Origin of the sequence: Kitasatospora sp. NPDC057738 (genome assembly GCF_042798815.1) — a bacterium.
Lineage (GTDB): Bacteria > Actinomycetota > Actinomycetes > Streptomycetales > Streptomycetaceae > Kitasatospora > Kitasatospora lactacystinica.
Window position 1 is genome coordinate 61848 of the sequence record NZ_JBHVJT010000036.1, and the last position, 24017, is coordinate 85864.

23 protein-coding genes and 1 tRNA gene are annotated in these 24017 nt (G+C 73.7%); 9 read left to right on the forward strand and 15 right to left on the reverse strand.

Annotated elements, in window-relative coordinates:
- Nucleotides 1-26 precede the first annotated feature (26 nt).
- Nucleotides 27-100 (reverse strand) — tRNA-Thr (locus tag ACFVGO_RS20695).
- A gap of 284 nt (nucleotides 101-384) precedes the next feature.
- On the opposite strand from ACFVGO_RS20695, the gene ACFVGO_RS20700 reads away from it, so the two are divergent.
- The 3 genes from ACFVGO_RS20700 to ACFVGO_RS20710 all read left to right on the forward strand — a co-directional run bounded on the left by ACFVGO_RS20700 (nucleotide 385) and on the right by ACFVGO_RS20710 (nucleotide 3023).
- A complete protein-coding gene (locus ACFVGO_RS20700; RefSeq protein ID WP_359915308.1) occupies nucleotides 385-1476 on the forward strand; it encodes a sn-glycerol-3-phosphate ABC transporter ATP-binding protein UgpC in 1092 nt (363 codons plus the stop codon).
- Between the two features lie 163 nt (nucleotides 1477-1639).
- Complete coding sequence (locus ACFVGO_RS20705; protein ID WP_359915310.1) at nucleotides 1640-2095, forward strand: hypothetical protein; 456 nt, start codon at nucleotides 1640-1642, stop codon at nucleotides 2093-2095.
- A 127-nt stretch (nucleotides 2096-2222) separates the two neighbouring features.
- Nucleotides 2223-3023 (forward strand): nucleotidyltransferase family protein, encoded by an 801-nt coding sequence (locus ACFVGO_RS20710; RefSeq protein WP_359915312.1) that lies wholly within the window; start codon nucleotides 2223-2225, stop codon nucleotides 3021-3023.
- Here ACFVGO_RS20710 and ACFVGO_RS20715 read toward each other — a convergent pair.
- The 7 genes from ACFVGO_RS20715 to ACFVGO_RS20745 form a co-directional block, all read right to left on the reverse strand.
- Nucleotides 2918-4927, reverse strand: coding sequence for a DoxX family membrane protein (locus tag ACFVGO_RS20715; protein WP_380633271.1), 2010 nt, complete (start codon nucleotides 4925-4927; stop codon nucleotides 2918-2920). The two genes, ACFVGO_RS20710 and ACFVGO_RS20715, sit on opposite strands and share 106 nt — an antisense overlap.
- 217 nt (nucleotides 4928-5144) lie before the next feature.
- On the reverse strand, nucleotides 5145-6137 hold the full coding sequence (rlmB, locus tag ACFVGO_RS20720) for a 23S rRNA (guanosine(2251)-2'-O)-methyltransferase RlmB (protein WP_359913750.1): 993 nt from the start codon (nucleotides 6135-6137) through the stop codon (nucleotides 5145-5147).
- Nucleotides 6138-6273: 136 nt separating this feature from the next.
- Complete coding sequence (gene cysS / locus ACFVGO_RS20725) at nucleotides 6274-7668, reverse strand: cysteine--tRNA ligase (protein ID WP_359913747.1); 1395 nt, start codon at nucleotides 7666-7668, stop codon at nucleotides 6274-6276.
- 94 nt (nucleotides 7669-7762) lie between these two features.
- Entirely contained in the window at nucleotides 7763-8158 is a 396-nt protein-coding gene (locus ACFVGO_RS20730; protein ID WP_359913744.1) for a PPOX class F420-dependent oxidoreductase, read from the reverse strand.
- A 141-nt stretch (nucleotides 8159-8299) separates the two neighbouring features.
- Nucleotides 8300-8803: a 2-C-methyl-D-erythritol 2,4-cyclodiphosphate synthase gene (gene ispF, locus ACFVGO_RS20735; protein WP_359913742.1), complete on the reverse strand. Its 504-nt coding sequence runs from the start codon at nucleotides 8801-8803 to the stop codon at nucleotides 8300-8302.
- A complete protein-coding gene (gene ispD, locus ACFVGO_RS20740; RefSeq protein ID WP_360343805.1) occupies nucleotides 8793-9548 on the reverse strand; it encodes a 2-C-methyl-D-erythritol 4-phosphate cytidylyltransferase in 756 nt (251 codons plus the stop codon). Before ispD ends, ispF begins: the two co-directional genes overlap by 11 nt.
- Nucleotides 9549-9845: 297 nt before the next feature.
- A complete protein-coding gene (locus tag ACFVGO_RS20745; protein WP_014136563.1) occupies nucleotides 9846-10328 on the reverse strand; it encodes a CarD family transcriptional regulator in 483 nt (160 codons plus the stop codon).
- 428 nt (nucleotides 10329-10756) lie between these two features.
- Here ACFVGO_RS20745 and ACFVGO_RS20750 point away from each other — a divergent pair, with 428 nt between their 5' ends.
- The gene (locus tag ACFVGO_RS20750; protein ID WP_359913739.1) at nucleotides 10757-11410 is read left to right on the forward strand and encodes a DUF461 domain-containing protein; all 654 of its coding nucleotides are present in this window, start codon (nucleotides 10757-10759) and stop codon (nucleotides 11408-11410) included.
- Between the two features lie 102 nt (nucleotides 11411-11512).
- On the opposite strand, the gene ACFVGO_RS20755 is transcribed toward ACFVGO_RS20750, so the two are convergent.
- On the reverse strand, nucleotides 11513-12208 hold the full coding sequence (locus tag ACFVGO_RS20755) for a response regulator transcription factor (protein WP_031069385.1): 696 nt from the start codon (nucleotides 12206-12208) through the stop codon (nucleotides 11513-11515).
- A gap of 2 nt (nucleotides 12209-12210) precedes the next feature.
- Nucleotides 12211-13638 carry an ATP-binding protein gene (locus tag ACFVGO_RS20760; RefSeq protein WP_359913736.1) on the reverse strand — a complete coding sequence of 476 codons (1428 nt, stop codon included), beginning with the start codon at nucleotides 13636-13638 and terminating at the stop codon, nucleotides 12211-12213.
- Between the two features lie 306 nt (nucleotides 13639-13944).
- Here ACFVGO_RS20760 and phoU point away from each other — a divergent pair, with 306 nt between their 5' ends.
- Both phoU and ACFVGO_RS20770 read left to right on the forward strand, forming a co-directional pair.
- Complete coding sequence (gene phoU, locus ACFVGO_RS20765; protein ID WP_359830323.1) at nucleotides 13945-14634, forward strand: phosphate signaling complex protein PhoU; 690 nt, start codon at nucleotides 13945-13947, stop codon at nucleotides 14632-14634.
- A gap of 170 nt (nucleotides 14635-14804) precedes the next feature.
- Entirely contained in the window at nucleotides 14805-14984 is a 180-nt protein-coding gene (locus tag ACFVGO_RS20770; RefSeq protein ID WP_359913733.1) for a hypothetical protein, read from the forward strand.
- Nucleotides 14985-15154: 170 nt separating this feature from the next.
- On the opposite strand, the gene ACFVGO_RS20775 is transcribed toward ACFVGO_RS20770, so the two are convergent.
- Nucleotides 15155-15751 carry a lytic polysaccharide monooxygenase gene (locus tag ACFVGO_RS20775; protein ID WP_359913730.1) on the reverse strand — a complete coding sequence of 199 codons (597 nt, stop codon included), beginning with the start codon at nucleotides 15749-15751 and terminating at the stop codon, nucleotides 15155-15157.
- Nucleotides 15752-16042: 291 nt separating this feature from the next.
- Nucleotides 16043-16801, reverse strand: a complete 759-nt coding sequence (locus ACFVGO_RS20780; RefSeq protein ID WP_359913728.1) for a phosphoglyceromutase — start codon at nucleotides 16799-16801, stop codon at nucleotides 16043-16045.
- Nucleotides 16802-16977: 176 nt separating this feature from the next.
- Here ACFVGO_RS20780 and ACFVGO_RS20785 point away from each other — a divergent pair, with 176 nt between their 5' ends.
- The gene (locus ACFVGO_RS20785) at nucleotides 16978-18240 is read left to right on the forward strand and encodes an MDR family MFS transporter (RefSeq protein WP_380357577.1); all 1263 of its coding nucleotides are present in this window, start codon (nucleotides 16978-16980) and stop codon (nucleotides 18238-18240) included.
- A 65-nt stretch (nucleotides 18241-18305) separates the two neighbouring features.
- On the opposite strand, the gene ACFVGO_RS20790 is transcribed toward ACFVGO_RS20785, so the two are convergent.
- Together ACFVGO_RS20790 and mshA are read right to left on the reverse strand one after the other, a co-directional pair.
- Nucleotides 18306-18842 carry a YbjN domain-containing protein gene (locus ACFVGO_RS20790; RefSeq protein ID WP_380357579.1) on the reverse strand — a complete coding sequence of 179 codons (537 nt, stop codon included), beginning with the start codon at nucleotides 18840-18842 and terminating at the stop codon, nucleotides 18306-18308.
- A gap of 132 nt (nucleotides 18843-18974) precedes the next feature.
- Entirely contained in the window at nucleotides 18975-20345 is a 1371-nt protein-coding gene (gene mshA, locus ACFVGO_RS20795; RefSeq protein ID WP_380633278.1) for a D-inositol-3-phosphate glycosyltransferase, read from the reverse strand.
- A gap of 218 nt (nucleotides 20346-20563) precedes the next feature.
- On the opposite strand from mshA, the gene ACFVGO_RS20800 reads away from it, so the two are divergent.
- Entirely contained in the window at nucleotides 20564-21397 is an 834-nt protein-coding gene (locus ACFVGO_RS20800) for a class I SAM-dependent methyltransferase (protein WP_359913717.1), read from the forward strand.
- A 236-nt stretch (nucleotides 21398-21633) separates the two neighbouring features.
- Here the strand turns inward: ACFVGO_RS20800 and ACFVGO_RS20805 are convergent, their stop codons facing one another.
- Complete coding sequence (locus ACFVGO_RS20805; RefSeq protein ID WP_359913714.1) at nucleotides 21634-22197, reverse strand: O-acetyl-ADP-ribose deacetylase; 564 nt, start codon at nucleotides 22195-22197, stop codon at nucleotides 21634-21636.
- Nucleotides 22198-22431: 234 nt separating this feature from the next.
- Here ACFVGO_RS20805 and ACFVGO_RS20810 point away from each other — a divergent pair, with 234 nt between their 5' ends.
- A complete protein-coding gene (locus ACFVGO_RS20810) occupies nucleotides 22432-23928 on the forward strand; it encodes a PP2C family protein-serine/threonine phosphatase (protein WP_380357587.1) in 1497 nt (498 codons plus the stop codon).
- Nucleotides 23929-24017: the final 89 nt, after the last annotated feature.

A 24017-nucleotide genomic window follows, 5' to 3' on the forward strand; every position in this document is an offset into this window, starting at 1 on the left:
ATGCCCCGAAATTTTGTCCGGTTTTGAGCCCCCTGTCGGGTTCGAACCGACGACCCCCGCTTTACAAGAGCGGTGCTCTGGCCAGCTGAGCTAAGGAGGCACGGTGGCCGTCCGCGATGGATCACGGCGGCACCGGGGGCAGTCTACCGGGCCCGGGTGACGGGATGGGGGGATATCCGGGGCTTGGTGGGATGGGTGGGCGTGATGGAACCGATGCCGAAATCGGGTCGGGTGGGGGCTGACAAGTCACGGAACCGCAGGTAGCGTCGCCGGGAGTCGGTTCGAGCAGTGGTTCAGACCACTGGCGGCCCGGCGGAACCCTGACAAACCCCCCTTTACTCGGATCGTCCGGCACGTTCCTGCCGGTGAAGGAGAGCGACAACCATGGCTTCTGTCACGTACGACAAGGCGACCCGCGTCTACCCCGGGGCGGACAAGCCCTCCGTGGACGCGCTGGAGCTGGAGATCGCGGACGGCGAGTTCCTCGTGCTGGTCGGCCCCTCGGGCTGCGGCAAGTCGACCAGCCTGCGCATGCTGGCCGGCCTGGAGGACGTCAACGCCGGTGCGATCCGGATCGGCGACCGCGACGTCACCCACCTGCCGCCGAAGGACCGGGACATCGCCATGGTGTTCCAGAACTACGCGCTCTACCCGCACATGACCGTCGCCGACAACATGGGCTTCGCGCTCAAGATCGCCGGCGTGAACAAGGCGGACATCCGCACCAAGGTCGAGGAAGCGGCGAAGATCCTCGACCTGACCGACTACCTGGACCGCAAGCCGAAGGCGCTCTCCGGCGGTCAGCGCCAGCGCGTCGCGATGGGCCGCGCGATCGTCCGCCAGCCGCAGGTCTTCCTGATGGACGAGCCGCTGTCGAACCTGGACGCCAAGCTCCGCGTCTCCACCCGCACCCAGATCGCCGGCCTCCAGCGCCGCCTGGGCATCACCACGGTCTACGTCACCCACGACCAGACCGAGGCGCTCACCATGGGCGACCGGGTCGCGGTGCTCAAGGACGGTCTGCTCCAGCAGGTCGACACCCCGCGCAACATGTACGACAAGCCCGCCAACCTCTTCGTGGCCGGCTTCATCGGCTCGCCGGCCATGAACCTGGTCGAGGTGCCGCTGGTGGACGGCGGCGTGAAGTTCGGCGGCTCGGTCGTCAACATCTCCCGCGAGGACCTGTCCGGCGCCGGCACCGACAAGACGGTGACCGTCGGCATCCGCCCCGAGCACTTCGAGGTCGTCCCGTCGGGCGGCATCGAGGGCGTCGCGGTGACCGTCAACGTGGTCGAGGAGCTCGGCTCGGACGGCTTCGTCTACGGCACCACCCAGATCGGCGGCAAGGACCACGAGCTGGTCGTCCGCGTGCCCGGCCGCCAGATCCCGGCCCGCGGCGAGACCATCCACGTCGTGCCGATCGCCAACGAGACCCACGTCTTCTCCACCAGCTCCGGCCTGCGCCTGAGCAACTGACGCGACCTCGCGCCTCCCCGGAGCCCGTCGGACCCCCGTGGTCCGGCGGGCTCCGTCCGTACACCCCCGCGTCAACACGGCGGAGGGACGAAACCGGACAGTGTGTCACTCGATGGTGTAACGGAGGGCGATCCTGCCCGCACCCACCGCTACTCTCCTGAGGGTGAAGCAGCTAGTGCGCCGTATCGGCCAGACCGTCGCCCTGACCCTGCCGGTCGTCCTGGTGACCACCGGCACCCTCGCCGTGACCCGGGTCCCGTGGGCCCCGCCGACCGGGCTCGACCAGCAGGTCGTGGCGGCGTCGAGCGGCGACGGCGCCGGGATCGGGCGTTCCAACAACGCGGCCGGCGCCGCGGCCAGGACCTCGGACGGGCTCGCCCCGCAGGACTCGCTGCGGGTGGCGCTGCTCGACGAGCTGCGCGCGAAGAACCCCTCCGCCGCGCTGGACCTGCTGGAGCGCTCGATGCGCGAGCAGCCCTCGCTGACGCCCTACTGCACCTCGCTGGCCGGCGAGCTGGGCAAGGCGGCGGTGCGCAAGTACCAGGGCGACGTCCAGCGGGCCCGCTCCTTCGCCCGCCCGGTCTGCGACGGCTCGTTCGCGGCCGGCGTCGTCGGCTGAGGAAGGCCGGAGGCGGTCGGAGGCGGTCGGAGACGGCTGCGGAAGGCTGCGGAAGGCTGCGGAAGGCCGGGCGGACCCCGGTCCCCGAGGCGGCTGACACCCCCGTCCGCCGCCTTATTGTTCAGGCATGACCGCTGACTCCGGCCCCACCGCCGACCTCCCGTCCGCCCGGCCCCCGCAGCCCCACGCGCCCCGGCCGACCACGACGCCCGTCACCCAGGCCGTCATCCTGGCCGGCGGCCAGGGCTCCCGGCTGCGCCCCTACACGGACGACCGCCCGAAGCCGCTGGTCGAGATCCCCGGGACGGGCACGCCGATCCTCGGCCACCAGCTGGCCTGGCTGGCCGAGGAGGGCGTCACCGACGTCGTGATCTCCTGCGGGCACCTCGCCGACGTGCTGGAGGAGTGGCTGGACAAGGCGGACCTGCCGCTGCGGGTGCGCACGGTGGTCGAGGCGGAGCCGCTCGGGCGCGGTGGCGGGCTCAAGTACGCGGCCAAGGCGCTGCCCCGCCCGGACGAGCCCTGGTACGCCACCAACGGCGACATCTGGACCCGCTTCAGCCTGCGCGAGATGGCCGCCTTCCACCACGAGCGGGACGCCGTCGCGACGCTCGCGCTGGCCCGGCCGCGGATCCCCTGGGGCGCGGTGGAGACCGACCAGTTCGGCAACGTGCTGGACTTCATCGAGGCCCCGCCCTCGCCCTTCCTGATCAACGCCGGCCTGTACGTGTTCAGCCCGGAGTTCGCCGAGCTGCTGCCGGACGTGGGCGACCACGAGCGCACCACCTTCCCCCAGCTGGCCCGCGGCAAGCGGCTGGCGGGCTACCAGCTGCCGCAGGGCGTGTACTGGCGGGCCATCGACACCGCCAAGGACCTCACCGAGGCGGCCAAGGAGCTCGCCTCCGGCGCCGGCCGGGCACCCCGGTAGCCGACGGGCACCGCAGGCCCGTCCGCGCCGGGACCGGACGGCCGCAGGCCCCGCCCGGCTGCCCACCCGCGCACGGAGGCGGACGCGGACGCGCCACCGGACACGGCCTCGGACGCGCTCGCCCGACCCCACACGGACACGGACGCCCCCGCCCCGCCCCACCGCACGCGCACGCGCACGGCGATCGGCCGGGTGCTCCCCCACAGAAAACCCAGCCGAGCGCCATTACAGGGACCTTCGGTTGCGGTTTGGGCCCCCGGGTGGGAGGCCCGGCCGCCGGACAGGTCGGCCAGCGGCGCGCTGCCCAGCACCCCGCCGAGCAGCCCGCCGGAGCTCGGGCTGGACTTGGACCCCGGCCCCGCGCCACCGGCACCCGGGGTGCTGCGCGACGCGGGTGCCGTGCCGCCCGGGCCGGTGGGCGGCACGGGCGCGGCCGGGGAGGCGCCCGACCCGGCCTCCGCCCGGCCCGAGTGCCCCTTGCCGCTCGGCGTCGGGGTGGCGGGCTTGGCGGGCGGCGTGGTGGCCTGGGTGGTCGCGCTCGGCGTCGGGGTGGCCGGGCGCGGGGCGGCGGGCGGGGGCGTGGTGGACGTGCCCTTGCCACCGCCGGGGGCGCCGGACGGACTGCCGGACGGCCAGACCGGGGTGCCGTAGTCGGTGGCCGGACGGTCCGGCGCCTGGTGCGCCCGGGCACCGGTGCGGACGGCGGCGCCGAGCATCGAGCCGAGCAGCAGGGTCAGGCCGACCACGACCGTGGTGACCACGGCGCCGCGGCGCAGCACCCGGCGGCGCAGTGCCCCGGAGGTGTCCGCGCCGAACCGGCGCCAGGCCTCCAGGCCGAGCCGCCCGTCCAGCGAGGCGAACGGCGCCCCGGCGATCAGCAGCGGGCTCCACGCCGCGAGGAAGATCAGGTCCGGGGTGTCGTAGACCGGGACGGCCCGCCAGCTGACGGTGAACAGCAGCGCGGCGGAGAGCGCCATCGCGGCGCCGGCGGCGAGCCGCTGCCAGAGGCCGAGGACGGTCAGCACGCCGACCACGATCTGGGTGAACGACACGGCCAGGCCGGCGCCCACCGGGTGCGCCATGGCGAAGGCCAGCAGCGGCTCGGCGACCTTCCAGGGGTGCAGCGAGGAGAGCCAGCGCATCATCGAGCCGCGCTCGCCGCCGTCGAAGTACACCGGGTCGCAGAGCTTGCTGAACCCGGCGTAGACCGAGAGCGAGCCGAGGACGGCGCGCAGCGGCAGCAGCACCAGGCCGAGGTCGACCCGGCGGCCGGGGTACCAGGGCTGCTTGCCCGCGGCGTCGGCGGCGGAGACCTCGGGCAGCTCGCCGCTCGGGGTCCAGCCGTGCGGCTCGCCGACCGGGCCGACGCCCGCGTCGGTGGCGGTGCCGGCGCCCTCGCGGGGCTGGCGCGGGACGGCCCGGGCGCCCGCGAGGGAGGGGAGCGCCCGGGTGTCCGGCTCGACCAGGCGGACGCCGCCGGCCGGGGTGCCGCCGAGGCGCACCGCTTCCAGCAGCTGGGTGGCCGCGAGGTCCCCGGGGGGCGCCTGGCCGGTCCAGGTGACGGCGGTGACCCGGCCCTTGCGGCGCGGCGCGCCGCCGGCCCCGGCCCCGGCCAGCGCCGGGACGGCGGAGGCGGGCACGACGACCTGCGGGGTGACCAGCGGACGGCGGATCAGGCCCTGGTTGGCGTACGGGTCGCCGAACGCGGCGCCGGTGGACAGCAGTCCGGCCGGGGCCTCGATCAGCGGCGCCGTCGGGGCGCCGAGCCGCAGCCGGAAGCTCGCCTGGGTGCTGCTGAGCCGCGAAGGGTCCGACTCCACCTTGACGGTGTTGAGGGCGGGGCCCGCGTCTATCCCGGAACTGCCGTTGCCGAACAGGGGGCGCCGAGGTGTTCTGGTGTCCACGCCCGTCTAACCGGGTGACGGCCGCTTAGGACACTCTGCCGGGTGGATGTCCGGCGCACACTTGAAGTGATCATGAAAAAAGCGATCGGGCCCGATCGGGCCCGATCGCCTTCCACTCGGATTGCGGGGAATTCGGAAGATCGCCTGCGCTCCGCGCCCCGGCCGTGCTCAGCACCAAACGGTCAGCACTGAGCGCTCAGCACCGAGCTCTCAGCGCTCAGCGCTTGGCGCGCAGCCGCGCGGCCTCGTACAGCACGATGCCCGCCGCGACACCGGCGTTCAGCGACTCGGTCAGGCCGGACATCGGGATCCGGACCCGCATGTCGCAGGTCTCCGAGACCAGCCGGGACAGGCCCTTGCCCTCGCTGCCCGCGACGATCACCACGGGACCGGTCAGCAGCTCCAGGTCGCCGATCTCGGCCTCGCCGTCGGCGGCCAGGCCGACCACCATCAGGCCGGCCTTCTGGTAGGCCTCCAGGGCACGGGTCATGTTGGTGGCCCGGGCGACGGGCAGCCGGGCCGCGGCGCCGGAGGAGGTCTTCCAGGCACCGGCGGTCATGCCGGCCGCGCGGCGCTCGGGGATGACCACGCCGTGCGCGCCGAAGGCGGCGGCGGAGCGGACCACGGCGCCCAGGTTGCGCGAGTCGGTCACGCCGTCCAGCGCGATGATCAGCGCGTCCTGGCCGGCGTCGGCGGCGTCCGCCAGGAGGTCCTCGGGGTGCGCGTACTCGTACGGCGGCACCTGGAGCACCAGGCCCTGGTGGTTCATCCCGCCGGTCATCTGGTCCAGCTGGGGCCGCGGGGCCTCCATCAGCGGGATGCCGCGGTCGTTGGCGGCCTGGAAGGCGTCACGGACCCGGTCGTCGGTGTCGATGAACTGCTGGACGTACAGCGCGTTGGCCGGCACGTCGCCCTGCAGGGCCTCGACCACCGAGTTGCGGCCGAAGACCAGTTCGGCGCTGCCCGCGCCGCCGCGGCCGCCGCGACCGCCGGCGCCGGCCCGGCGCATGCCGGCCCGGGCCTTGGCGTCCCGCTCGCGCTTGATCGCGGCGTTGGCGGCGCGCTGCTTGGGGTGACCCTTGCGCTCCGCACCGGGCGGGGTCGGACCCTTGCCCTGGAGCGCCTTCCGGCTGTGCCCGCCGGTACCGACAGACGCGCCCTTCTTCGATCCGGGGTTGCGGCGGTTCCTGCGCTGGCTGTTGCCGGCCATGGCTGTACTTCCTGTCTGTCCGGCATGCCCCGACCGCCCCGGTCTGCCCGGTGGCCGCCGACGACATGCGTACGTCATGCGGGAGGGCCGCACCGGTCCGGTACGGCCCACCCATCACCCCGATCGTCGGATGGGGTTACTGGCTGTTGATCGTCCAGCGCGGGCCGGACGGGGTGTCCTCGATCGCCAGCCCGGCCAGGCCGAGCTGGTCGCGGATGGCATCCGCGGTGGCGAAGTCCTTGCGCTCGCGCGCCGCCTGCCGCTGGTCCAGGACCAGGCGGACCAGCGAGTCGACCACGCCGTGAAGGTCCTCGCCGCGCTCCGTCCCGGCCCAGTGCGGGTCGAGCGGGTCGAGGCCCAGTACACCGAGCATCGCACGGACCTCGGCCAGTCGCGCCACCACGCTCTCCTTGTCGTCCGCGTTCAGGGCGCTGTTGCCCTGGCGGACGGCGGTGTGCACGACGGCCAGCGCCTGCGGGACGCCGAAGTCGTCGTCCATCGCCTCGGCGAAGGCCGGCGGCACCTCGGGCGCCGCGTCGACCGTGCCGCAGCGCTCGACGGCGCGCTGGATGAAGCCCTCGATCCGGCCGAAACCGGCCTCGGCCTCGCGCAGCGACTCCTCGCTGTACTCGATCATCGAGCGGTAGTGCGGGGCGGCCAGGTAGTAGCGGAGCACGATCGGCCGCCACGCCCGGACCATCTCGGAGACCAGCACCGAGTTGCCCAGCGACTTGCTCATCTTCTCGCCGGCCATGGTGACCCAGGCGTTGTGCACCCAGAAGTTGGCGAAGTCGTCGCCGTAGGCCTTGGACTGGGCGATCTCGTTCTCGTGGTGCGGGAAGATCAGGTCCAGCCCGCCGCCGTGGACGTCGAAGGCCGCGCCCAGGTACTTGTGGGCCATCGCCGAGCACTCCAGGTGCCAGCCCGGACGGCCGGGGCCCCACGGGGTCTCCCAGCTCGGCTCGCCCGGCTTGGCGGCCTTCCACATCGCGAAGTCGCGCTGGTCCCGCTTGCCGGTCTCGCCCTCGCCCTCGGGCTGGCGCAGGTCGTCCAGCTTCTGGTTGGAGAGCGCCAGGTAGCCGGGGTACGACCGCACGTCGAAGTAGACGTTCCCGTCGGCCGCGTAGGCGTGGCCCCTGGCGATGAGCCCCTGCATCATCGCGATCATCTCGGGGATGTGCCCGGTGGCCCGCGGCTCGACGGTCGGCCGCAGGCAGCCGAGCGCGTCGTAGCCGTCGTTGAAGGCGCGCTCGTTCTCGTAGGCGATCTGCCACCACGGCGTGCCGAGCTCGCGCTCCTTGGCGATGATCTTGTCGTCGATGTCGGTGACGTTCCGGGCGAAGGTCACCTGGTAGCCGCGGTAGGCGAACCACCGCTGCATGATGTCGAAGTTGAGGTACGACCGGATGTGCCCGATGTGTGGCGCCGACTGGACGGTAGCGCCGCACAGGTAGATCGAGACACAACCCGGTACAAGCGGGACGAAGTCGCGTACCTGGCGGGTGCTGGTGTCGTACAGACGAATGCTCACAGCGTCAAGCGTAGTGGGCAGCAGGGGGTGCCCCGCCACATTCCCCGGGACAACGGGGGCGTGATCCCGGGGAAACAGTGGCCCGCGGGCGGGGTCAGATGCTGCCGAGCACCTTGCGCGGGGTGAGCCGGACGACCACCCGGACGTCGTCCGGACCGTCCCAGGTGTACTTGTCCACGCCGCGGTACTTGGCGGCCAGCTCGTCGATCAGCTCCCGGCCGCCCTCGGTGGTCAGCGAGACCTCACCGCGGGCCTCCAGGTACTCGTACGGGTCCTCCGACGGGTTGACGAGGATCGAGACCCGCGGGTCCCGCTCCAGGTTGAGGTGCTTGCGGCGGCCCTGGACGGTGGAGAACAGGATGTCGTCGCCGTCCCGCTTGACCCAGACCACCGAGGCCTGGGGGCTGCCGTCGGGCTGGATCGTGGAGACCACGGCGAAGCTCTTGTCGTCGAGCAGCGCCTTGGCACGGTCGGAGAGCTGGGCGGTCACGGATTACCTCTTCTCGTCGGCGGTTCGGCCCGAGCGGAAGCCCGTACGGGCCCGAGCCGAACAGTAGCGACTCGGGCCCCGAGGACACCGGGTGAACACCCGTCAGGAGCGGTTTCTTCCCGCCCGCTCACCGCGACCGGCTCAACGCCGTTCGTACACCAGGGCGGTGGCGATCGCGGCCAGCCCCTCGGCCCGGCCGGTCAGGCCCAGTCCGTCGGTGGTGGTGCCGGAGACGGACACCGGGGCGCCGACCGCCCCGGACAGCGCCGCCTGCGCCTCGTCCCGCCGCTTGCCGATCTTCGGCCGCACGCCGATCACCTGGACGGCGACGTTGCCGATCTCGAAGCCCGCCTCGCGGACCAGCCGGGCCGCCTCGCCGAGCAGCTTCACCCCGGACGCGCCGGCCCACTCCGGGCGGTCGGTGCCGAAGTGGGCGCCCAGGTCGCCGATCCCGGCGGCCGAGAACAGCGCGTCGCAGGCGGCGTGGGCGGCGACGTCGGCGTCCGAGTGCCCGGAGAGCCCGGCCCCGGCGTCCGGCCAGTCCAGCCCGGCCACCCGGAGCGGGCGGCCGGCCTCGAAGGCGTGCACGTCGGTGCCGATCCCCACCCGGGGGATCACGGGGGCGGTCTGCGGGTCAGTAGGCATCGGCGGCCCTCCTGCGGGCGAGTACGGCCTCGGCGAGCACGAGGTCCAGTGGACGGGTGACCTTGAACGCCTCCTCGTGGCCGGGCACCACGACGACCCGGCCGCCGTAGCGCTCGACCAGGCCGGCGTCGTCGGTGACCGGCGGCGCGTCGGCGGTGCCGTCGCTCTCCTCGGCCAGCGCCTTGGCGTGCACCTCGACCAGGGTGGCGCGGTCGAAGCCCTGCGGGGTCTGCACCGCGCGCAGGGTGGCGCGCTCGGGCGTGTCGAGCACCGGCTCGGGACCGCCCGGGTTCGGCTCGACCCGCTTCACCGTGTCGGCCAGCGGCACCGCGGGCACCACGGCCCGCGCTCCGGCCCGGACGGCGGCCGCGACGGCGTCCACCACCTCGACCGGGACCAGCGGGCGGGCCGCGTCGTGCACCAGCACGATCCCGACCTCGTCCGGGATCGCGGCCAGGCCGAGCCGGACCGACTCCTGGCGGGTCGCCCCGCCGGCCACCACCCGGATGTCCTTGTCGTCCAGCCCGTGGCTGTCCAGCAGGGCGACCACCTCGGCCACCCCGTCGGCGGGCGCGGCGACCACGACCAGGCCGACCGCCCGGCTGCGGGCCAGGGCCCGGACGGCGTGCACCAGGAGCGGCACACCCCCCAGTTCCCGCAGGGCCTTCGGGGCCCCCGGCCCCAGCCGCTCACCGCGTCCGGCGGCGGGCACCACTGCTGCTGCGACTGCTCCTGACGCGTTCAGGTTTCACTCCTTCGGCGAAGTGGGTATGGCCATGGCGTGCCCGGCGGGCGCACCGGGCCCCTTCCGAAGAACCACGGTCCACCGCCCGCCGCACAGCTCCGCAAGCTCTCCGCAACAGCGGGAGCCGAAACGGCCTTGCCGGCCTCGGCCGGCCAGGGCGGGTGGCGTGGTCCGGACATGCCTCAGCGCCCGAAGTGCCAATGCACCACTCCCGGACGGTTCGTCCGAGGAGCGGCGCGCCGGCACCGGGCGCTGTGAGCGTTGGGCGGCAGCCCGACCGCACTGCGGTGGCGCGCGCTACGAGGCGAGGACCTCGTCGAGCAGCGTCTCCGCCTTGTCCTCGTTGGTGTTCTCCGCCAGCGCGAGCTCGCTGACGAGGATCTGGCGCGCCTTCGCGAGCATTCGCTTCTCGCCGGCCGAGAGGCCGCGCTCGCGCTCGCGGCGCCAGAGGTCGCGAACGACCTCGGCGACCTTGATGACATCACCCGAGGCGAGCTTCTCCAGGTTCGCCTTGTAGCGACGGGACCAGTTGGTCGGCTCTTCCGTGTACGGTGCCCGCAGCACCTCGAAGACCCGGTCCAGACCCTCCTGGCCGACTACATCGCGCACACCGACGAACTCCGCGTTCTCGGCGGGCACGCGGAGCGTCAGGTCTCCCTGCTGCACCTTGAGCACCAGGTAGGTCTTGTCCACACCTTTGATCTGGCGAGTTTCGATGGCCTCGATCAGCGCGGCCCCGTGATGGGGGTAGACCACCGTGTCGCCAACCTTGAACGTCATGTGACAGGACCCCTTCCGTGGCTTTCCAGAATAACACGCTTCTCGGCACACTCGAAGGGCGTTTTCGCAGGTCAGGGCCGGTCTCGGGGCTTGACAACGACCCCCATGACGTGCTGCGACCGGTGTTCGAGAACGGCTTCCCGCAGGTCGGAGGCGGTTCCGGGGTTGGACGAAACCCTTGCGCAACACCCCCGCAACCATGATTGGATCTTGAGCTTTCACCCCTTTTCGGGTCGCGACCGAATCGTTATTCGATCTTGGTCGAACCTTGTCCGTCGAGTGACCTGGACACGTCGAGCGTGCCGCCGGACGGCCCCCCGGCGGCCCCCGGGAGTGCGACACGGGGGCCACCCCGTGAGGAGCGCATAAGTGAGGTCGATAATCTGAGACCTGACCTACCGACACGTGACTTAGGAGAAGCCGCCGCCGTGAGCCGCAGCCTTCGACGCGGCAGCATCGCCGCCATCGCCGCCATCGCCATCGCCTCGCTGTCCTCCTGCGCCGCCGGCAACACGCCGGATACCTTGCAGATCAAGCCCGACAACGCTGCGGCGACCCTCGGGACCAACCTCCGGCTGAACAACATCGTGGTCGTCACCGGGGAGAACACCGCGGGCGACTACACCGGTGCCGCCAGCGTGGTCGTGAACATCGCGAACACCGCGAACATCCCGGCCGAGCTCCAGTCCGTCACCGTCGGCGGTGCCGCTGCCACCTTCGCGGACGCCGCCGGCGCTCCGCTGTCCAGCATCGTCGTCCCGGCCGGTGGCGCGGTGGCGATCGGCGGTCAGGGCAACCCGTCCGCCACCGTCGCCTCCGCGACCGTCCACGTCGGCGGCTTCGCCCCGACCGTCTTCACCTTCAAGGACGGCCAGAAGGTCGAGGCCCAGGCCGGCGTGAACCCGAACCTCGGCCTCTACAGCGGCTACGGGCCGACCCCCTCGCCGACCGCCACCCCCGCCAAGACCGCCACCCCCGGCGCCACCGCCCCGGCCACCGGCGCCACCACCCCGGGGGCGCCGACCACCGGCGCCGCCGTCCCGGCCGGCACCACCGCTCCGGCCGTCCCGGCCGCGCACTGACGCCGCACCCCGCCCCCGGCGGGCCCTCCAGGGCCCGCCGGAGCGACGCGAAGGCCCCCTCCGGCTGCTGCCGGCGGGGGCCTTCCGCGTGGTCGGGACGGTTTACGGCTCGAACTTGTAGCCCAGGCCGCGGACGGTGACCAGGTAGCGCGGCGCGCCCGGGTCCGGCTCGATCTTGGCCCGCAGGCGCTTCACGTGGACGTCCAGGGTCTTGGTGTCGCCGACGTAGTCCGCGCCCCACACCCGGTCGATCAGCTGCATCCGGGTGAGCACCCGGCCCGCGTTGCGCAGCAGCATCTCCAGCAGGTCGAACTCCTTCAGCGGCAGGTCGACCTTGGCGCCGTCCACGGTCACCACGTGGCGGTCCACGTCCATCCGGACCGGGCCCGCCTCCAGGGCGCCCGGGCCGCCGCCGTTGTCGCCCGCGCCGCCGTCCTCGCCGCGGCGGCGCAGCACCGCGCGGATCCGCGCGACCAGCTCGCGGGTGGAGTACGGCTTGGTGACGTAGTCGTCAGCGCCTATCTCCAGGCCGACGACCTTGTCGATCTCGCTGTCCTTGGCGGTCACCATGATCACCGGGACGTTGGAGCGCACCCGGAGCTGGCGGCAGACCTCGGTGCCGGGCAGGCCCGGCAGCATCAGGTCGAGCAGGACGAGGTCGGCACCGTTGCGTTCGAACTGCTCCAGGGCGTCGGGGCCGGTGGCGGCGACGGCCACCTCGAAGCCCTCCTTGCGGAGCATGTACGAGAGGGCGTCGCTGAACGACTCCTCGTCCTCGACCACCAGTACTCGGGTCACGATCAGGCCTCCGGGGCAAGCTGAGGGGTTGTGTCTGACAGGTGTTGTTTCCGTTCCCCGGCGGGGAGCGGACGGTCCGTACGGGCCGTGGTGAGGGTTCGGGGTGCGGCGGCGGGCCCGGCGGGGTCGCCGCCCGGCGCGCGGTCCGGCGCGTCGTCGGGACCGTCGAACGCGTCGGGCTCGTCGTCGAACGCGTCGTCGGGCTCGTCCTCCGTGGGTGCCTGCCCGGCGGGCAGGCGGACGGTGAAGGTCGAACCCTGGCCCTCGACGCTCCACACCGAGACGGTGCCGCCGTGCGAGGCCGCGACGTGCTTGACGATGGACAGGCCCAGGCCGGTGCCGCCGGTCGCCCGGGAGCGGGCGGGGTCGACGCGGTAGAACCGCTCGAAGACCCGCTCGCGGTCCTTCTCGGAGATGCCGATGCCCTGGTCGGTGACCGAGATCTCGATGAGCTCGCCGTCCGCCTCCCCGAGCGCCGCGGCGCTGGAGATCCGGCGGGTGGCGATGGCCACCCGGGTGCGGGGCGGGCTGTAGTTGACGGCGTTCTCGACCAGGTTGCCGAGCGCGGCGGCGAGCTGGCCGCGGTTGCCGTGCAGGTAGAGGCCGGCGATGCCGCCCGCCGCGATCAGGATCTGCTTGGCGGCGGCCTGCTGGCGGCAGCGGTCGATCGCCTCGGCGATCAGTTCGTCCACCGCGACCGGCTCCGCGTCGACCATCAGCCGGTCGTCCTGGACCCGGGAGAGGTCGATGATCTCCTGCACCAGGCTGGCCAGCCGGGCCGCCTCGACCTGCATCCGGCCGGCGAAGCGCTGCACCGCCTCCGGGTCGTCGGACGCGTCGACGACCGCCTCGGAGAGCAGCGACAGGGCGCCGACCGGGGTCTTGAGCTCATGGCTGACGTTGGCCACGAAGTCCCGGCGGACGGCTTCCACGCGGCGCCGCTCGGTCTGGTCCTCGACCAGCACCAGCACCAGTCGGGAGCCCAGCGGGGCCACCCGGACGGAGACCGCGAGCGGCTCCGCCGCGCGGGCCGCGCCCGGCCGGGGCACCTCCAGCTCGACCTGGCGGATCTCGCCGTCCCTGCGGGTGGCGCGCGCCAGCCCGAGCATCTGGTCCACGGCGACGGCGCCACCGCGCACCAGGCCCATCGCGTACGCCGCCGAGCTGGCCTTGACCACCTCGTCGCCCTCGCCCAGCACGATCGCGCAGGAACGGAGCACGGAGAGCACGGTGTCGACCCCGGGCGGCAGCGGCGGCTCGGGGTTGCCGGTGCCCAGTGACTGGTACCGGCCGGGGTTCCTGCCGCCGGTTGCGCTGTACCTGCCCCTGGCCTGCTCGCGCTCGCTCCAGCGGAAAGCGATGGAGGCGGTGAGGCCGACGCCGAGCCCGGCTATGGCACAGGCAGCGGCGGCGGCCACGTTCACGTCCATGTGGCCAGCGTAAGCGCACGACCAGGGCAGTCCCCATGCACTGGGTCAAGGCATCCACCACGCGTTGCCGAGAATTCACCTTCAGGTAGCTGTCGATTCACCGGAGCGGCCGTGCACCGTCGCCCTGGCGGCGGAAAGTTGGCCGGGCAGCCCGTGTGGGAGAGATCGGTGTGCCGAACAGCGGCCATCGGCTCGGGTGTGCGCGTACGATGCGCGCCACCAGCAGCGGTCACCCGGACGCCGGAACGACGGTCGTACGGGCCGACCGGTCGGCACCGCCACCGACACAGCTACTGAGGAGAGAACATGCGCGACGCGTACCACGAGGAACTCGATGCGATCGGCGACAGCCTGGTCGAGATGGCCCGGCTGGTCGGATCGGCGATGGGCCGGGCCACCACCGCCCTCCTCGACGCGGACCTGGCGCTGGCGGAGAGCGTGATCGCCGCCGACGAGAAGGTCAACGAGCTCCACCACGAGCTGGAGAACCGGGCCATCGACCTCCTCGCCCGCCAGCAGCCGGTCGCCACCGACCTGCGCATCGTCGTCACCTCGCTGCGGATGAGCGCCGACCTGGAGCGCTGCGGCGACCTCGCCCGGCACGTCGCCAAGGTCGCGCGGATGCGCTACCCCGACACCGCCGTGCCGAGCGACCTGCACTCCACCGTCCTGGAGATGGGCCAGCTCGCCCAGCGCCTGGTGGCCAAGGCCGGCCTGGTCATCGCCACCAAGGACGTCGACAAGGCCCTGGAGATGGAGCAGGACGACGACGCGATCGACACCCTGCACCGCGAGCTGCTGTCGCACCTGATCGACGAGCGCTGGCACCACGGCATAGAGACCGCCGTCGACATCACCCTGGTCGGCCGCTACTACGAGCGCTTCGCGGACCACGCGGTGTCGGTCGCCAAGCGCGTGGTGTACCTGGTGACGGGCGAGCACGTGGCCGAGTTCGTGGCCGCGACCGAGGCCGCCGAGGCCGCGCCGGTCGACTGACCGCCGGTCCGGGCTCACCCCGAGGGGTGAGTAAACCTGTGGCAAGGGTGGTGCGGGCGCACGGACTTCCGTGCGCCCCACCACTGCGCGCCCGTTGACGCTCATCCGTTCGACGGCTTCACTCGACATTGGGGGCACAGGACTGTGCCCGTCACAAGGAGGGAAGCTCGATGAAGGCCAACCCGTCCCGACCGGCAACCGCCCACCACTCCGTCGAGCCACCCGCCCCGAAGCTGCTTCCCGTCCTCGCGGCCGGCTGCGGCTGCGGCCCGGGCTGCGGCTGCGGCTGCCAGTCCGGCGCGCCCTGCCAGTGCGGAGGCGCCGACGGCGGCTGCTGCGGCGGCCACTGAACGCGGCACCGCCCGAGGAGCTCCCGAGGTGCACGGCCCACCGGCGACCGTGCACCTCGCGCTTTCCGGCCCGCTCGCCTGCTCGCCCGCTCACCCTCCCGCGGGCTTCCGCGGGCCTTCCGCGGGCCTTGCGCGGGCCTTGCGCAGGCCTTGCGCGGGCCTTGCGCAGGTCAGAACCGGACGTCGGAGCAGGAGTAGAAGGCGTTCCCGGTGTCGGAGATCGTCCAGACCGCGACGACCACCTGGTGCCCGGTGCGCCCGCCCGGGACGGTCGCGGTGTGGCTGAGCGTGCTCGGCACCTGCTTCCCGCCGTACGGGACGGTCAGGAAGGGCGTCAGGTCCAGGTTGGCGCGGGTGACCGGCTGGCTCGCGTCGTAGCCCGGTTTGGTCATGTAGTACCGGAAGTCGGCGGTCGCGTGCCGGGCGGTGAACGTCCAGGTGAAGGTGAGCTGCTGGCCCGCCGTCACCGGCGTGGTCGGCCAGGCGCCGCCGTGGGGGTCGTCCAGCTCGGCGAAGCGGGCGTTGCCGCCGGCGCAGATGGTGCCGTCCGAGGGGCCGAGGGCCGGGAAGCCCTTGGGGCCCTCGACGCTCTGCGGCTCCCACTGGATGTCACCGCAGTCCCACGGGACGCCGTCCACGTGGGTGTCGCAGAGCGCGGCCCGGCTGGGCGGGGTCGAGATCCAGCCGTGGGACGAGGCCGGGAAGGCGAGGGTCAGCGGGATCGCCAGCGCGGCGACGGCGGCCCCGACGATGTGACGTGTGCGCATGGTGCTCCTCCGTGGGGGTGGATGGAGTGTGCGCCGGGGGCGCGGACGCGCGCGCGTGGGGGTGCGGCGGCCCGGACGGGGAGATCCTGGCATGCCTGCGCCGGTCCGGTGCCCTCACGGTAGGAGTCGCCGACCGAGCCCGTCAATGGTCTGAACCAGTTTCCCATTCACTGCCCAACTCCCCTACCGGACAACCTGGTTGAACCCGAACCGACCCACAACGAACCGACCGGAAACGAACGAAGCCCCGCCCCCGGTCGGACCGGGGGCGGGGCCGCAGCGGCAAGCGGCTTACTTCTTGCCCTGGTTCTTGACGGCCTCGATGGCGGCCGCGGCGGCGTCCGGGTCGAGGTAGCGGCCGCCCGGGGTGACGGGCTTGAAGTCGGCGTCCAGCTCGTACACCAGCGGGATGCCGGTCGGGATGTTCAGGCCGGCGATGGCCTCGTCGGAGACGCCGTCGAGGTGCTTGACCAGCGCGCGCAGGCTGTTGCCGTGGGCGGTGACCAGCACGGTCCGGCCGGCGGCGAGGTCCGGGACGATGGCGTCGTACCAGTACGGGAGCATCCGCTCCACGACGTCCTTCAGGCACTCGGTGCGCGGACGCAGCTCGCTCGGGATCTCGGCGTAACGGGCGTCGCCGGCCTGCGAGTACTCGGAGTCGTCGGCCAGCACCGGCGGCGGGGTGTCGTACGAGCGGCGCCACAGCTGGAACTGCTCCTCGCCGAACTCGGCCAGGGTCTGGGCCTTGTCCTTGCCCTGGAGCGCACCGTAGTGGCGCTCGTTCAGCCGCCAGCTGCGGCTGACCGGGATCCAGTGCCGGTCGGCCTTGTCCAGGGCGATCTGCGAGGTGCGGATGGCGCGGCGCAGCAGCGAGGTGTGCAGCACGTCGGGGAGCAGACCCTCGGCGGCCAGGAGCTCGCCACCGCGGGCGGCCTCCTTCTCGCCCTTCTCGTTGAGGTCGACATCGACCCAACCGGTGAACAGGTTCTTCTGGTTCCACTGGCTCTCGCCGTGGCGGAGCAGGATGAGTCGGTACGTCGTGTCAGCCATGGCCCCCAGCTTAGTGGGGGCCATGAAAACCCCTGGTGGGGACCTTCGACCAATGTGTAACGTGTGCCTCGCGCATCTGACACTTACATGCGTCGGCTGACCGGGCCTGCCGCACCGATCGGCGGACGCCTGCCCCCGGGAGCCCCCACATGCTCGTCACCGCCGGTTTCCGAAGAATGATCCAGGAGACGGCGGGCGGGCTGCCGCGCCAGTTCTGGTGGCTCTGGGTCTCGACCCTGGTCAACCGGCTCGGCGCCTTCGTGGTCACCTTCCTCGCGCTCTACCTCACCAGCAGCCGCGGGTACTCGGCCACCTACGCGGGCCTGGTCGCCGCCCTGTTCGGCCTCGGCTCGGCGGCCTCCGCGATCATCGCCGGCGTGCTGACCGACCGGATCGGACGCCGTCCGACCCTGCTCGCCGCCCAGCTCGGCACCGCGCTGTTCACCGCCGTGCTCGGCTTCACGGACGGTCAGGTGGCGATCGCGGTGGTGGCCTTCCTGGTGGGCTTCTGCAACAACGCCACCCGGCCGGCCATCTCGGCGATCATCGCGGACATCGTCCCGGTCGCCGACCGGGTCCGCGCCTACTCGCTGAACTTCTGGGCGATCAACCTGGGCTTCGGCCTCTCCTCGGCCGTCGCCGGCCTGATCGCCAGCCACGGCTACCTCACGCTCTTCCTGCTGGACGCGCTCTCCACGGCGCTCTGCGCGGTGGTGATCTTCGTCAGGATCCCGGAGACGAAGCCCGACGTCCGGACGGCGAAGGCCGACGAACCGGCGGTCGGCCTGGGCACCGTGTTCCGCGACCGACGCTTCATGGCCGTGGTCGGCCTCACCCTGCTGCTCGCCCTGGTGTTGCAGCAGGGCGCCACCACCCTCGCGGTGGACATGGGCCGCCGGGGGATCACGTCCACCGAGTACGGCCTGGTCATCGGCCTGAACGGGCTGCTGATCGTCCTGCTGCAGATCCCGCTCACCCGGTGGGTCGAGAGCCGCAGCCGGTCGGCCATGCTGGCGGCGGCCTCGCTGTTCATCGGCTGGGGATTCGGGCTGACGGCCCTGGCGGGGTCGTCCGCGTGGTTCTACGCCGGAACGGTGGCGGTCTGGACGGTCGGGGAGATCCTCTACACGCCGACCCTCATGGGCCTGATCGCCGAACTGTCGCCGACCCATGCCCGCGGCCGCTACCAGGGCGTCTACTCGCTCGCCTGGTCGCTCGCCTCGTTCCTCGGCCCGGCCGTCGGCGGGGTGCTGCTGGAGCGGGCCGGCGGCGGGGCGCTGTGGGGTGCGTGCGGAGTCTTCGGCACGGTCGCCGCGGTCGGCTACCTGCTGCTGGGCAAGCGGACCGGCGCCGCGCAGGGCATCCGGCCCGGCGGGACCGTCGTCACGGTCCCGGCGCCCGCGGCGGAACCCGCCGGGAAGGCCCCGGCGGGCGCCTGACCGGACGGGCCGGTCCGCACGGGTCGGTCCGCACGGGTCGGTCCGCACGGGTCGGTCCGCACGGGTCAGTCCGCGTCCGGGGCGTCCGCCGGCAGCTCCTTCGGGGCGGCCAGGTGGGCGAAGGCGGCCAGGTTGCGGGTGGACTCCCCGCGCTTGGTCCGCCACTCCCACTCCCGGCGGATCGCCGTGGCGAAGCCCAGCTCCAGCAGGGTGTTGAACGGCTCGTCCGCGTTCTCCAGCACCGTCCCGAGCAGCCGGTCCACGACCTGCGGGGTGAGCGCCTCCAGCGGCAGCCGGCCGGCCAGGTAGACGTCGCCGAGCGCGTCGACCGCGTAGCCGACGCCGTACAGCCGGGTGTTGCGCTCCAGCAGCCAGCGGTAGACGGCCTCGTGGTTCTCGTCCGGACGGCGGATCACGAAGGCGTTCACCGACAGGGTGTGGTCGCCGACCCGCAGGGCGCAGGTGGTGCTCAGCTTCCGGGTGCCCGGGAGGGCCGCCACCAGCGTGTACGGGTCGGTGGCGGCCGGTTCCCAGGCCACCCCGGCGTCGTCCAGGGCGGTGCGCAGGAGGGTCAGGGCCTCGTCCTTGGTGCGGATTGCCATGGGGGTGACGTTACTCGCCGGTACCGGGCCGGCGCAGCCCCGGCCGGTCGGCGCGCGGGCCGCGTGACGTTCCGCCGGGCCGCCCCCGCGCCGGTCGGCGACGGGCCGGCCGAGGGCCGGGCCGTCCCGCGCTCAGGCCAGTCGGCGACGGGCCGCGGCCATCCGGCCGGCCGGCCGGGCCATGCTGCCGGCGTACACCTCGGCGGTGGTCGCCGCCGCGGTGTCCCAGCCGAAGCCGGCCGCGTGCCGGGCCGCCGCCGCGCCGCGCCGGGCCACCAGGCCCCGGTCGGTGATGTACGGCTCCAGCGCGTACGACCAGTCCAGCGGGTCGTGGCCCTGCACCAGGGTGCCGGTCTCGCCGTCCCGCACCGCGACCGGCAGACCGCCGACCGCGGCCGCCACCACCGGGGTCCCGCAGGCCTGCGCCTCCAGCGCGACCAGCCCGAAGGACTCGCTGTACGAGGGCATCACCAGGGCCGTCGCCGCCCGGTACCAGTCGGCGAGCAGCTCCTGGCCGACCGGCGGGTGGAACCGCACCACGTCGGAGATGCCCAGCTGGGCGGCGAGCTTGTGCAGGCTCTCCGGCCGGGCCAGCCCGGTGCCGGACGGCCCGCCGACCACCGGCACCACCAGGCGCTCGCGCAGCTCCGGGCGCCGGGCCAGCAGCGCGGCGACCGCCCGCAGCAGCACGTCCGGGGCCTTCAGCGGCTGGATCCGGCCCGCGAACAGCAGCACCGCGGCGTCCTGCGGCAGGCCCAGCCGGGCCCGTGCGGCGGCGGGCGTCCGCGGCCCGCCGGGACGGAAGACGTCCAGGTTGACCCCGGGGTGGACGACGGCCAGCTGGTCCGGCCGGGCGGCGTAGTGCAGCGCCAGCTCGGCGGCCTCCTCGGTGGTGTTGGCGATCAGCCGGTCGGCCGCCTCCACCACCTGGGTCTCCCCGATCACGCGGGCCGCGGGCTCGGGCGTGTCGCCCGCGGCCAGCGCGGCGTTCTTGACCTTCGCCATGGTGTGCATGGTGTGCACCAGCGGCACCCCCCAGCGCTGCGCGGCCAGCCAGCCGACCTGCCCGGAGAGCCAGTAGTGCGAGTGCACCAGGTCGTAGTGGCCGGGGCGGTGGCCCGCCTCCGTCCGCAGCACCCCGTGGGTGAAGGCGCACAGCTGGGCCGGCAGGTCCTCCTTGATCAGGCCCTCGTACGGCCCGGCGGTGACGTGGCGGACCAGCACGCCCGGGGCCAGCTCGACCGTCGGCGCGTCGTCGGAGCAGATCGACCGGGTGAACACCTCGACCTCGATGTTGAGGTCGGCCAGGCGCTTGGCCAGCTCGACGATGTAGACGTTCATCCCGCCGGCGTCCCCGGTGCCGGGCTGGTGCAGCGGCGAGGTGTGGACGCTCAGCATGGCGATCCGGCGCGGACGGCGGCGGCCGGGGACGAGCGACTGGAGCCGGCCGCGCGCGGGGGCGGCCGACTGGGCACGGCGGACCGAACGGACGGGGTGCTGGATCACCTGGCTGAAGCCTCCTCTGTGCTGCCCGTCGAGGCGGTCCGTACCGGGCCGCCCGTTGTCCGGTGTGCGCTGCCCCGTCCCGGGCACACATCACCACCAGTCTGCCAACCACACGGACCGCGCTCGGCATTCCCGCCCCGGCCCACCGGCCCGGGGCGGTCGCCATCGCCCCAGGTCAGCACGGTGCCGCCGACGGCCCGACTACCCTTCTGGGCATGGCTGCCTCCTTCGAACCCGTTCCCGCCGCGCCCGCCCGCGGACGGACCGGGCGACCGGTGGGGACGGTCACCCGGGGCACCACCAACACCAACCGGCTGCGCCGGATGGACCGCTGGATCGCCCACACCCTCGGCCGCGCGCTGCGCGTCGCCGAGCGCCCGCCGGTCGCGGTGGACCTCGGCTACGGCGCGGCGCCGTGGACCGCCGTCGAGCTGGCCGGGCGGCTGCGCACGGTGCGGCCGGACGTCCGGGTGGTCGGGATCGAGATCGAGCCGGAGCGGGTCGCCGCCGCGCTGCCGTACGCCGAGCCGCCGCTGCTCACCTTCCGGCGCGGGGGCTTCGAGGTGCCGCTGGACGGCGGCGCGCCGGCCCAGCTGATCCGGGCCGCCAACGTGCTGCGGCAGTACGACGAGTCGGCGGTCGCCGGGGTGTGGGAGCGGCTGTGCGCGCGGCTCGCCCCGGACGGGCTGCTGGTCGAGGGCACCTGCGACGAGATCGGGCGGCGGCACGTCTGGGTCGCGCTCGGTCCGGAGGGGCCCCGGACGGTGACCTTCGCGGCCCGGCTGGGCGGCCTCGGCCAGCCCTCCGACCTGGCCGAGCGGCTGCCGAAGGCGCTGATCCACCACAACGTGCCCGGACGGCCGGTGCACGCCTTCCTGACCGACTTCGACCGGGCCTGGGCGGCGGCCGCGCCGTACGGGGCGTTCGGGGCGCGGCAGCGCTGGGTGGCGGCCTGCACGGCGCTGGCGGGCGGCTGGCCGCTGGTGGACGCGCGCGGACGGTGGCGGCAGGGCGAGGTCACGCTGCCCTGGTCGGCGCTCGCACCGTGACGGCGGGCCGGCACCGTGACGACGGGCCGGCACCGTAGCGGCGGGCCGGCGCGGTGCTGCCGGGTTCGGGGGCGCCCACCTGCCCGCGAGCGCCGGAGCTGGTGACCGACCTGATGCATTCACTCGAACGAGTTATCGAATATCTCTGGCGTGTTGACGCCTCGACACGCCACCATGGACCCGGCCGAACGGCGACACCACACGCCACCCGGCCGGCACCACGCCCCACCCGGCCGTCAGGCGCCCCGCTCGGACAGCTCCCGCCGAGCCCGTTCGAACACCCCGTACATCTCCGACCCGAACAGCACGAACCGCACCTCCGCCAGCTCCGCACCCGCCTCCACGTCACCGCCGTCCAGCACCTCCGCGACGGTGCCGAGCGCGATCCGGGCCGCGTCCGCCGGCGGCCAGCCGTAGATCCCGGCCGACACGGCCGGAAAGGCCACCGTGCGCGCGCCGAGCGCCACCGCGGTGCGCAGCGACTCGCGATAGCAGGAGGCCAGCAGCTCCGCCCGCTCCTCGTACTCCTCCGCCCGGTGGACCGGCCCGACGGTGTGCACCACCCACCGGGCCGGCAGCCGTCCGGCCGCCGTCGCCACCGCCCGTCCGGTGGGCAGCCCCCTGCCCCAGTGCGAGGCGCGCAGCCGGCGGCACTCCTCCAGGATCTGCGGCCCGCCCTTGCGGTGGATCGCGCCGTCCACCCCGCCACCGCCCAGCAAGGACGAGTTGGCGGCGTTCACCACCGCGTCCACCTGCTGCTCCGTGATGTCACCCTCCACCAGGGTGATCCGCTCCACCATCGCCCGCTCCCATTCCCGGACCGCCCGGCATCCGCCGGGACGGAACCGAGTCGTCGTCCGAGTCCAGTCACCGCACCGCCACCGGCGTGGCAATAACCACAACGGCGCCGGTCGGCCGGAGAAATCCCCGGAGATCACGTTATGGTCGCGAGAAGTTCCCCGACGCGCGGTGCCAGGCGGGCACTGCGGACGGACGCCGGCCGTTACGCAGTCGGGGAAAGGGAGGAACCACCGATGCCCGCAACGGGAGACGGGCGGGCACCTGGTGCCGCGGACCTGCCGGGCGCCCACGACGGCGCCCGCGTCGGCCATGCCCGCGGCCGTGCCACGACCGGACCGGCCACGGCGACTTCCCCGATACCTCACCCCCGCTCACGGGCCGCGCACGCCTCCCACCCGTCCCACATCCCCGACCCGGCCGGCCCCGCCGCGGCGGACGGGCCCGCCGACGGCGCACCGCTGCGGCTGCTGGTCATCGAGGACGACGCCTCGGACGCCCAGCTGATCAAGGCCGCGGTGGCCGACAGCGGCACCTCGATCGAGATCCACTGGGCCCGCGGCCTGGACCAGGCCACCGAACTGCTCGCCCCGCCCGCCCCCTGGGCCCGGCGCGGGCGCTCCCGCACCCCCGAGTTCGGCTGCGTGCTGCTCGACCTCGCCTCGCCCGCCGACCTGCCGCACCCGTCCGACCCCTCGGACGGGCTGGAGGGCCTGCACGAACTGCTCCGCCGGGCCCCGCACACCCCGGTCGTGGTGCTCACCGACGCCGCGGGGGCCGAACTCGGCGCGGCCGCCGTCGCGGCCGGCGCCCAGGACTTCCTGCTCAAGCACGAGACCGACGGCCCGCTGCTCGCCCGCGCCCTGCGCTACGCCGTCGAGCGCAAGCGCGCCGACGAGTCCCAGCGCCGCCTGGTCGAGGCCGAGCTGCGCGGCCAGGAGAACGCCCGCCTCCAGCGCCACCTGCTGCCCACCCCGCTGCTCGACGGCGCCGGGCTCTCCTTCACCCGGCGCTACCGCCCCGGCCGCCGCCGCGCGCTGCTCGGCGGCGACTTCTACGACGCCGTGCGCACCGACGACGGCACCGTCCACGTCGTGATCGGCGACGTCTGCGGCCACGGCCCGGACGAGGCCGCGCTCGGCGTCGCGCTCCGGATAGCGTGGCGCACCCTGGTCTTCGCCGGCCTCACCGGCGAGACCCTGCTCACCACCCTCCAGCACGTGCTGGAGCACGAGCGGCGCAGCGACGAGATCTTCGCGACGCTCTGCATGCTGGTCATCGAGCCCGGCGGCAGCGGCAGCGACCTCGGCTCGCTCGGCGCCGGCGAGCGGGCCCGGCTCTACCTCGCCGGGCACCCGGCACCGCTGCTGCTCGGCCGGGACCACGAGCCGATCTCGCTGCCCTCCGACCTCGCCGGGCCCGCGCTCGGCCTGCTGCCGTGCCACGACGGGCAGGCCGCCTGGCCCGCCCACGAGGTCGAACTGCGGGCCGGCTGGCGGCTGTTGCTCTACACCGACGGGCTGATCGAGGGCCGGGTCGGGGCCGGGTCCCGCCGCCTGGGCCAGGACGGGCTCGCCGACCTGGTCGGCGACCACCAGGCCGCCGGGCTGACCCGGGGGCGGCTGGTCGACAGCGCCATCGCCGAGGTCGAGGAGCTGAACGGCGGGGCGCTGACCGACGACGTCGCGGTGCTGCTGCTGGAGCGCAACCCGGTGCAGCTGATCCTCGGCTGACGGGCCGGGCTTCCGCACCGCCGGCCGGGCATGCGCCGGGCACGTGGTGGGCGCGCGGCGGAGGGGGCGAAAAGATTGTAGCCGAGGAT

Coding starts and splice junctions, on each gene's coding strand:
- rlmB (WP_359913750.1), bottom strand. CDS start 6,137: ATGGCCGGCAACAGCCAGCGCAGGAACCGCCGCAACCCCGGATCGAAG.
- ACFVGO_RS20785 (WP_380357577.1), top strand. CDS start 16,978: ATGATCCAGGAGACGGCGGGCGGGCTGCCGCGCCAGTTCTGGTGGCTC.
- ACFVGO_RS20700 (WP_359915308.1), top strand. CDS start 385: ATGGCTTCTGTCACGTACGACAAGGCGACCCGCGTCTACCCCGGGGCG.
- ACFVGO_RS20790 (WP_380357579.1), bottom strand. CDS start 18,842: ATGGCAATCCGCACCAAGGACGAGGCCCTGACCCTCCTGCGCACCGCC.
- ACFVGO_RS20775 (WP_359913730.1), bottom strand. CDS start 15,751: ATGCGCACACGTCACATCGTCGGGGCCGCCGTCGCCGCGCTGGCGATC.
- ACFVGO_RS20805 (WP_359913714.1), bottom strand. CDS start 22,197: ATGGTGGAGCGGATCACCCTGGTGGAGGGTGACATCACGGAGCAGCAG.
- ACFVGO_RS20710 (WP_359915312.1), top strand. CDS start 2,223: ATGACCGCTGACTCCGGCCCCACCGCCGACCTCCCGTCCGCCCGGCCC.
- ispF (WP_359913742.1), bottom strand. CDS start 8,803: ATGCCTACTGACCCGCAGACCGCCCCCGTGATCCCCCGGGTGGGGATC.
- ACFVGO_RS20745 (WP_014136563.1), bottom strand. CDS start 10,328: ATGACGTTCAAGGTTGGCGACACGGTGGTCTACCCCCATCACGGGGCC.
- ACFVGO_RS20760 (WP_359913736.1), bottom strand. CDS start 13,638: ATGGACGTGAACGTGGCCGCCGCCGCTGCCTGTGCCATAGCCGGGCTC.
- ACFVGO_RS20810 (WP_380357587.1), top strand. CDS start 22,432: ATGCCCGCAACGGGAGACGGGCGGGCACCTGGTGCCGCGGACCTGCCG.
- ACFVGO_RS20770 (WP_359913733.1), top strand. CDS start 14,805: ATGAAGGCCAACCCGTCCCGACCGGCAACCGCCCACCACTCCGTCGAG.
- phoU (WP_359830323.1), top strand. CDS start 13,945: ATGCGCGACGCGTACCACGAGGAACTCGATGCGATCGGCGACAGCCTG.
- ACFVGO_RS20800 (WP_359913717.1), top strand. CDS start 20,564: ATGGCTGCCTCCTTCGAACCCGTTCCCGCCGCGCCCGCCCGCGGACGG.
- ACFVGO_RS20780 (WP_359913728.1), bottom strand. CDS start 16,801: ATGGCTGACACGACGTACCGACTCATCCTGCTCCGCCACGGCGAGAGC.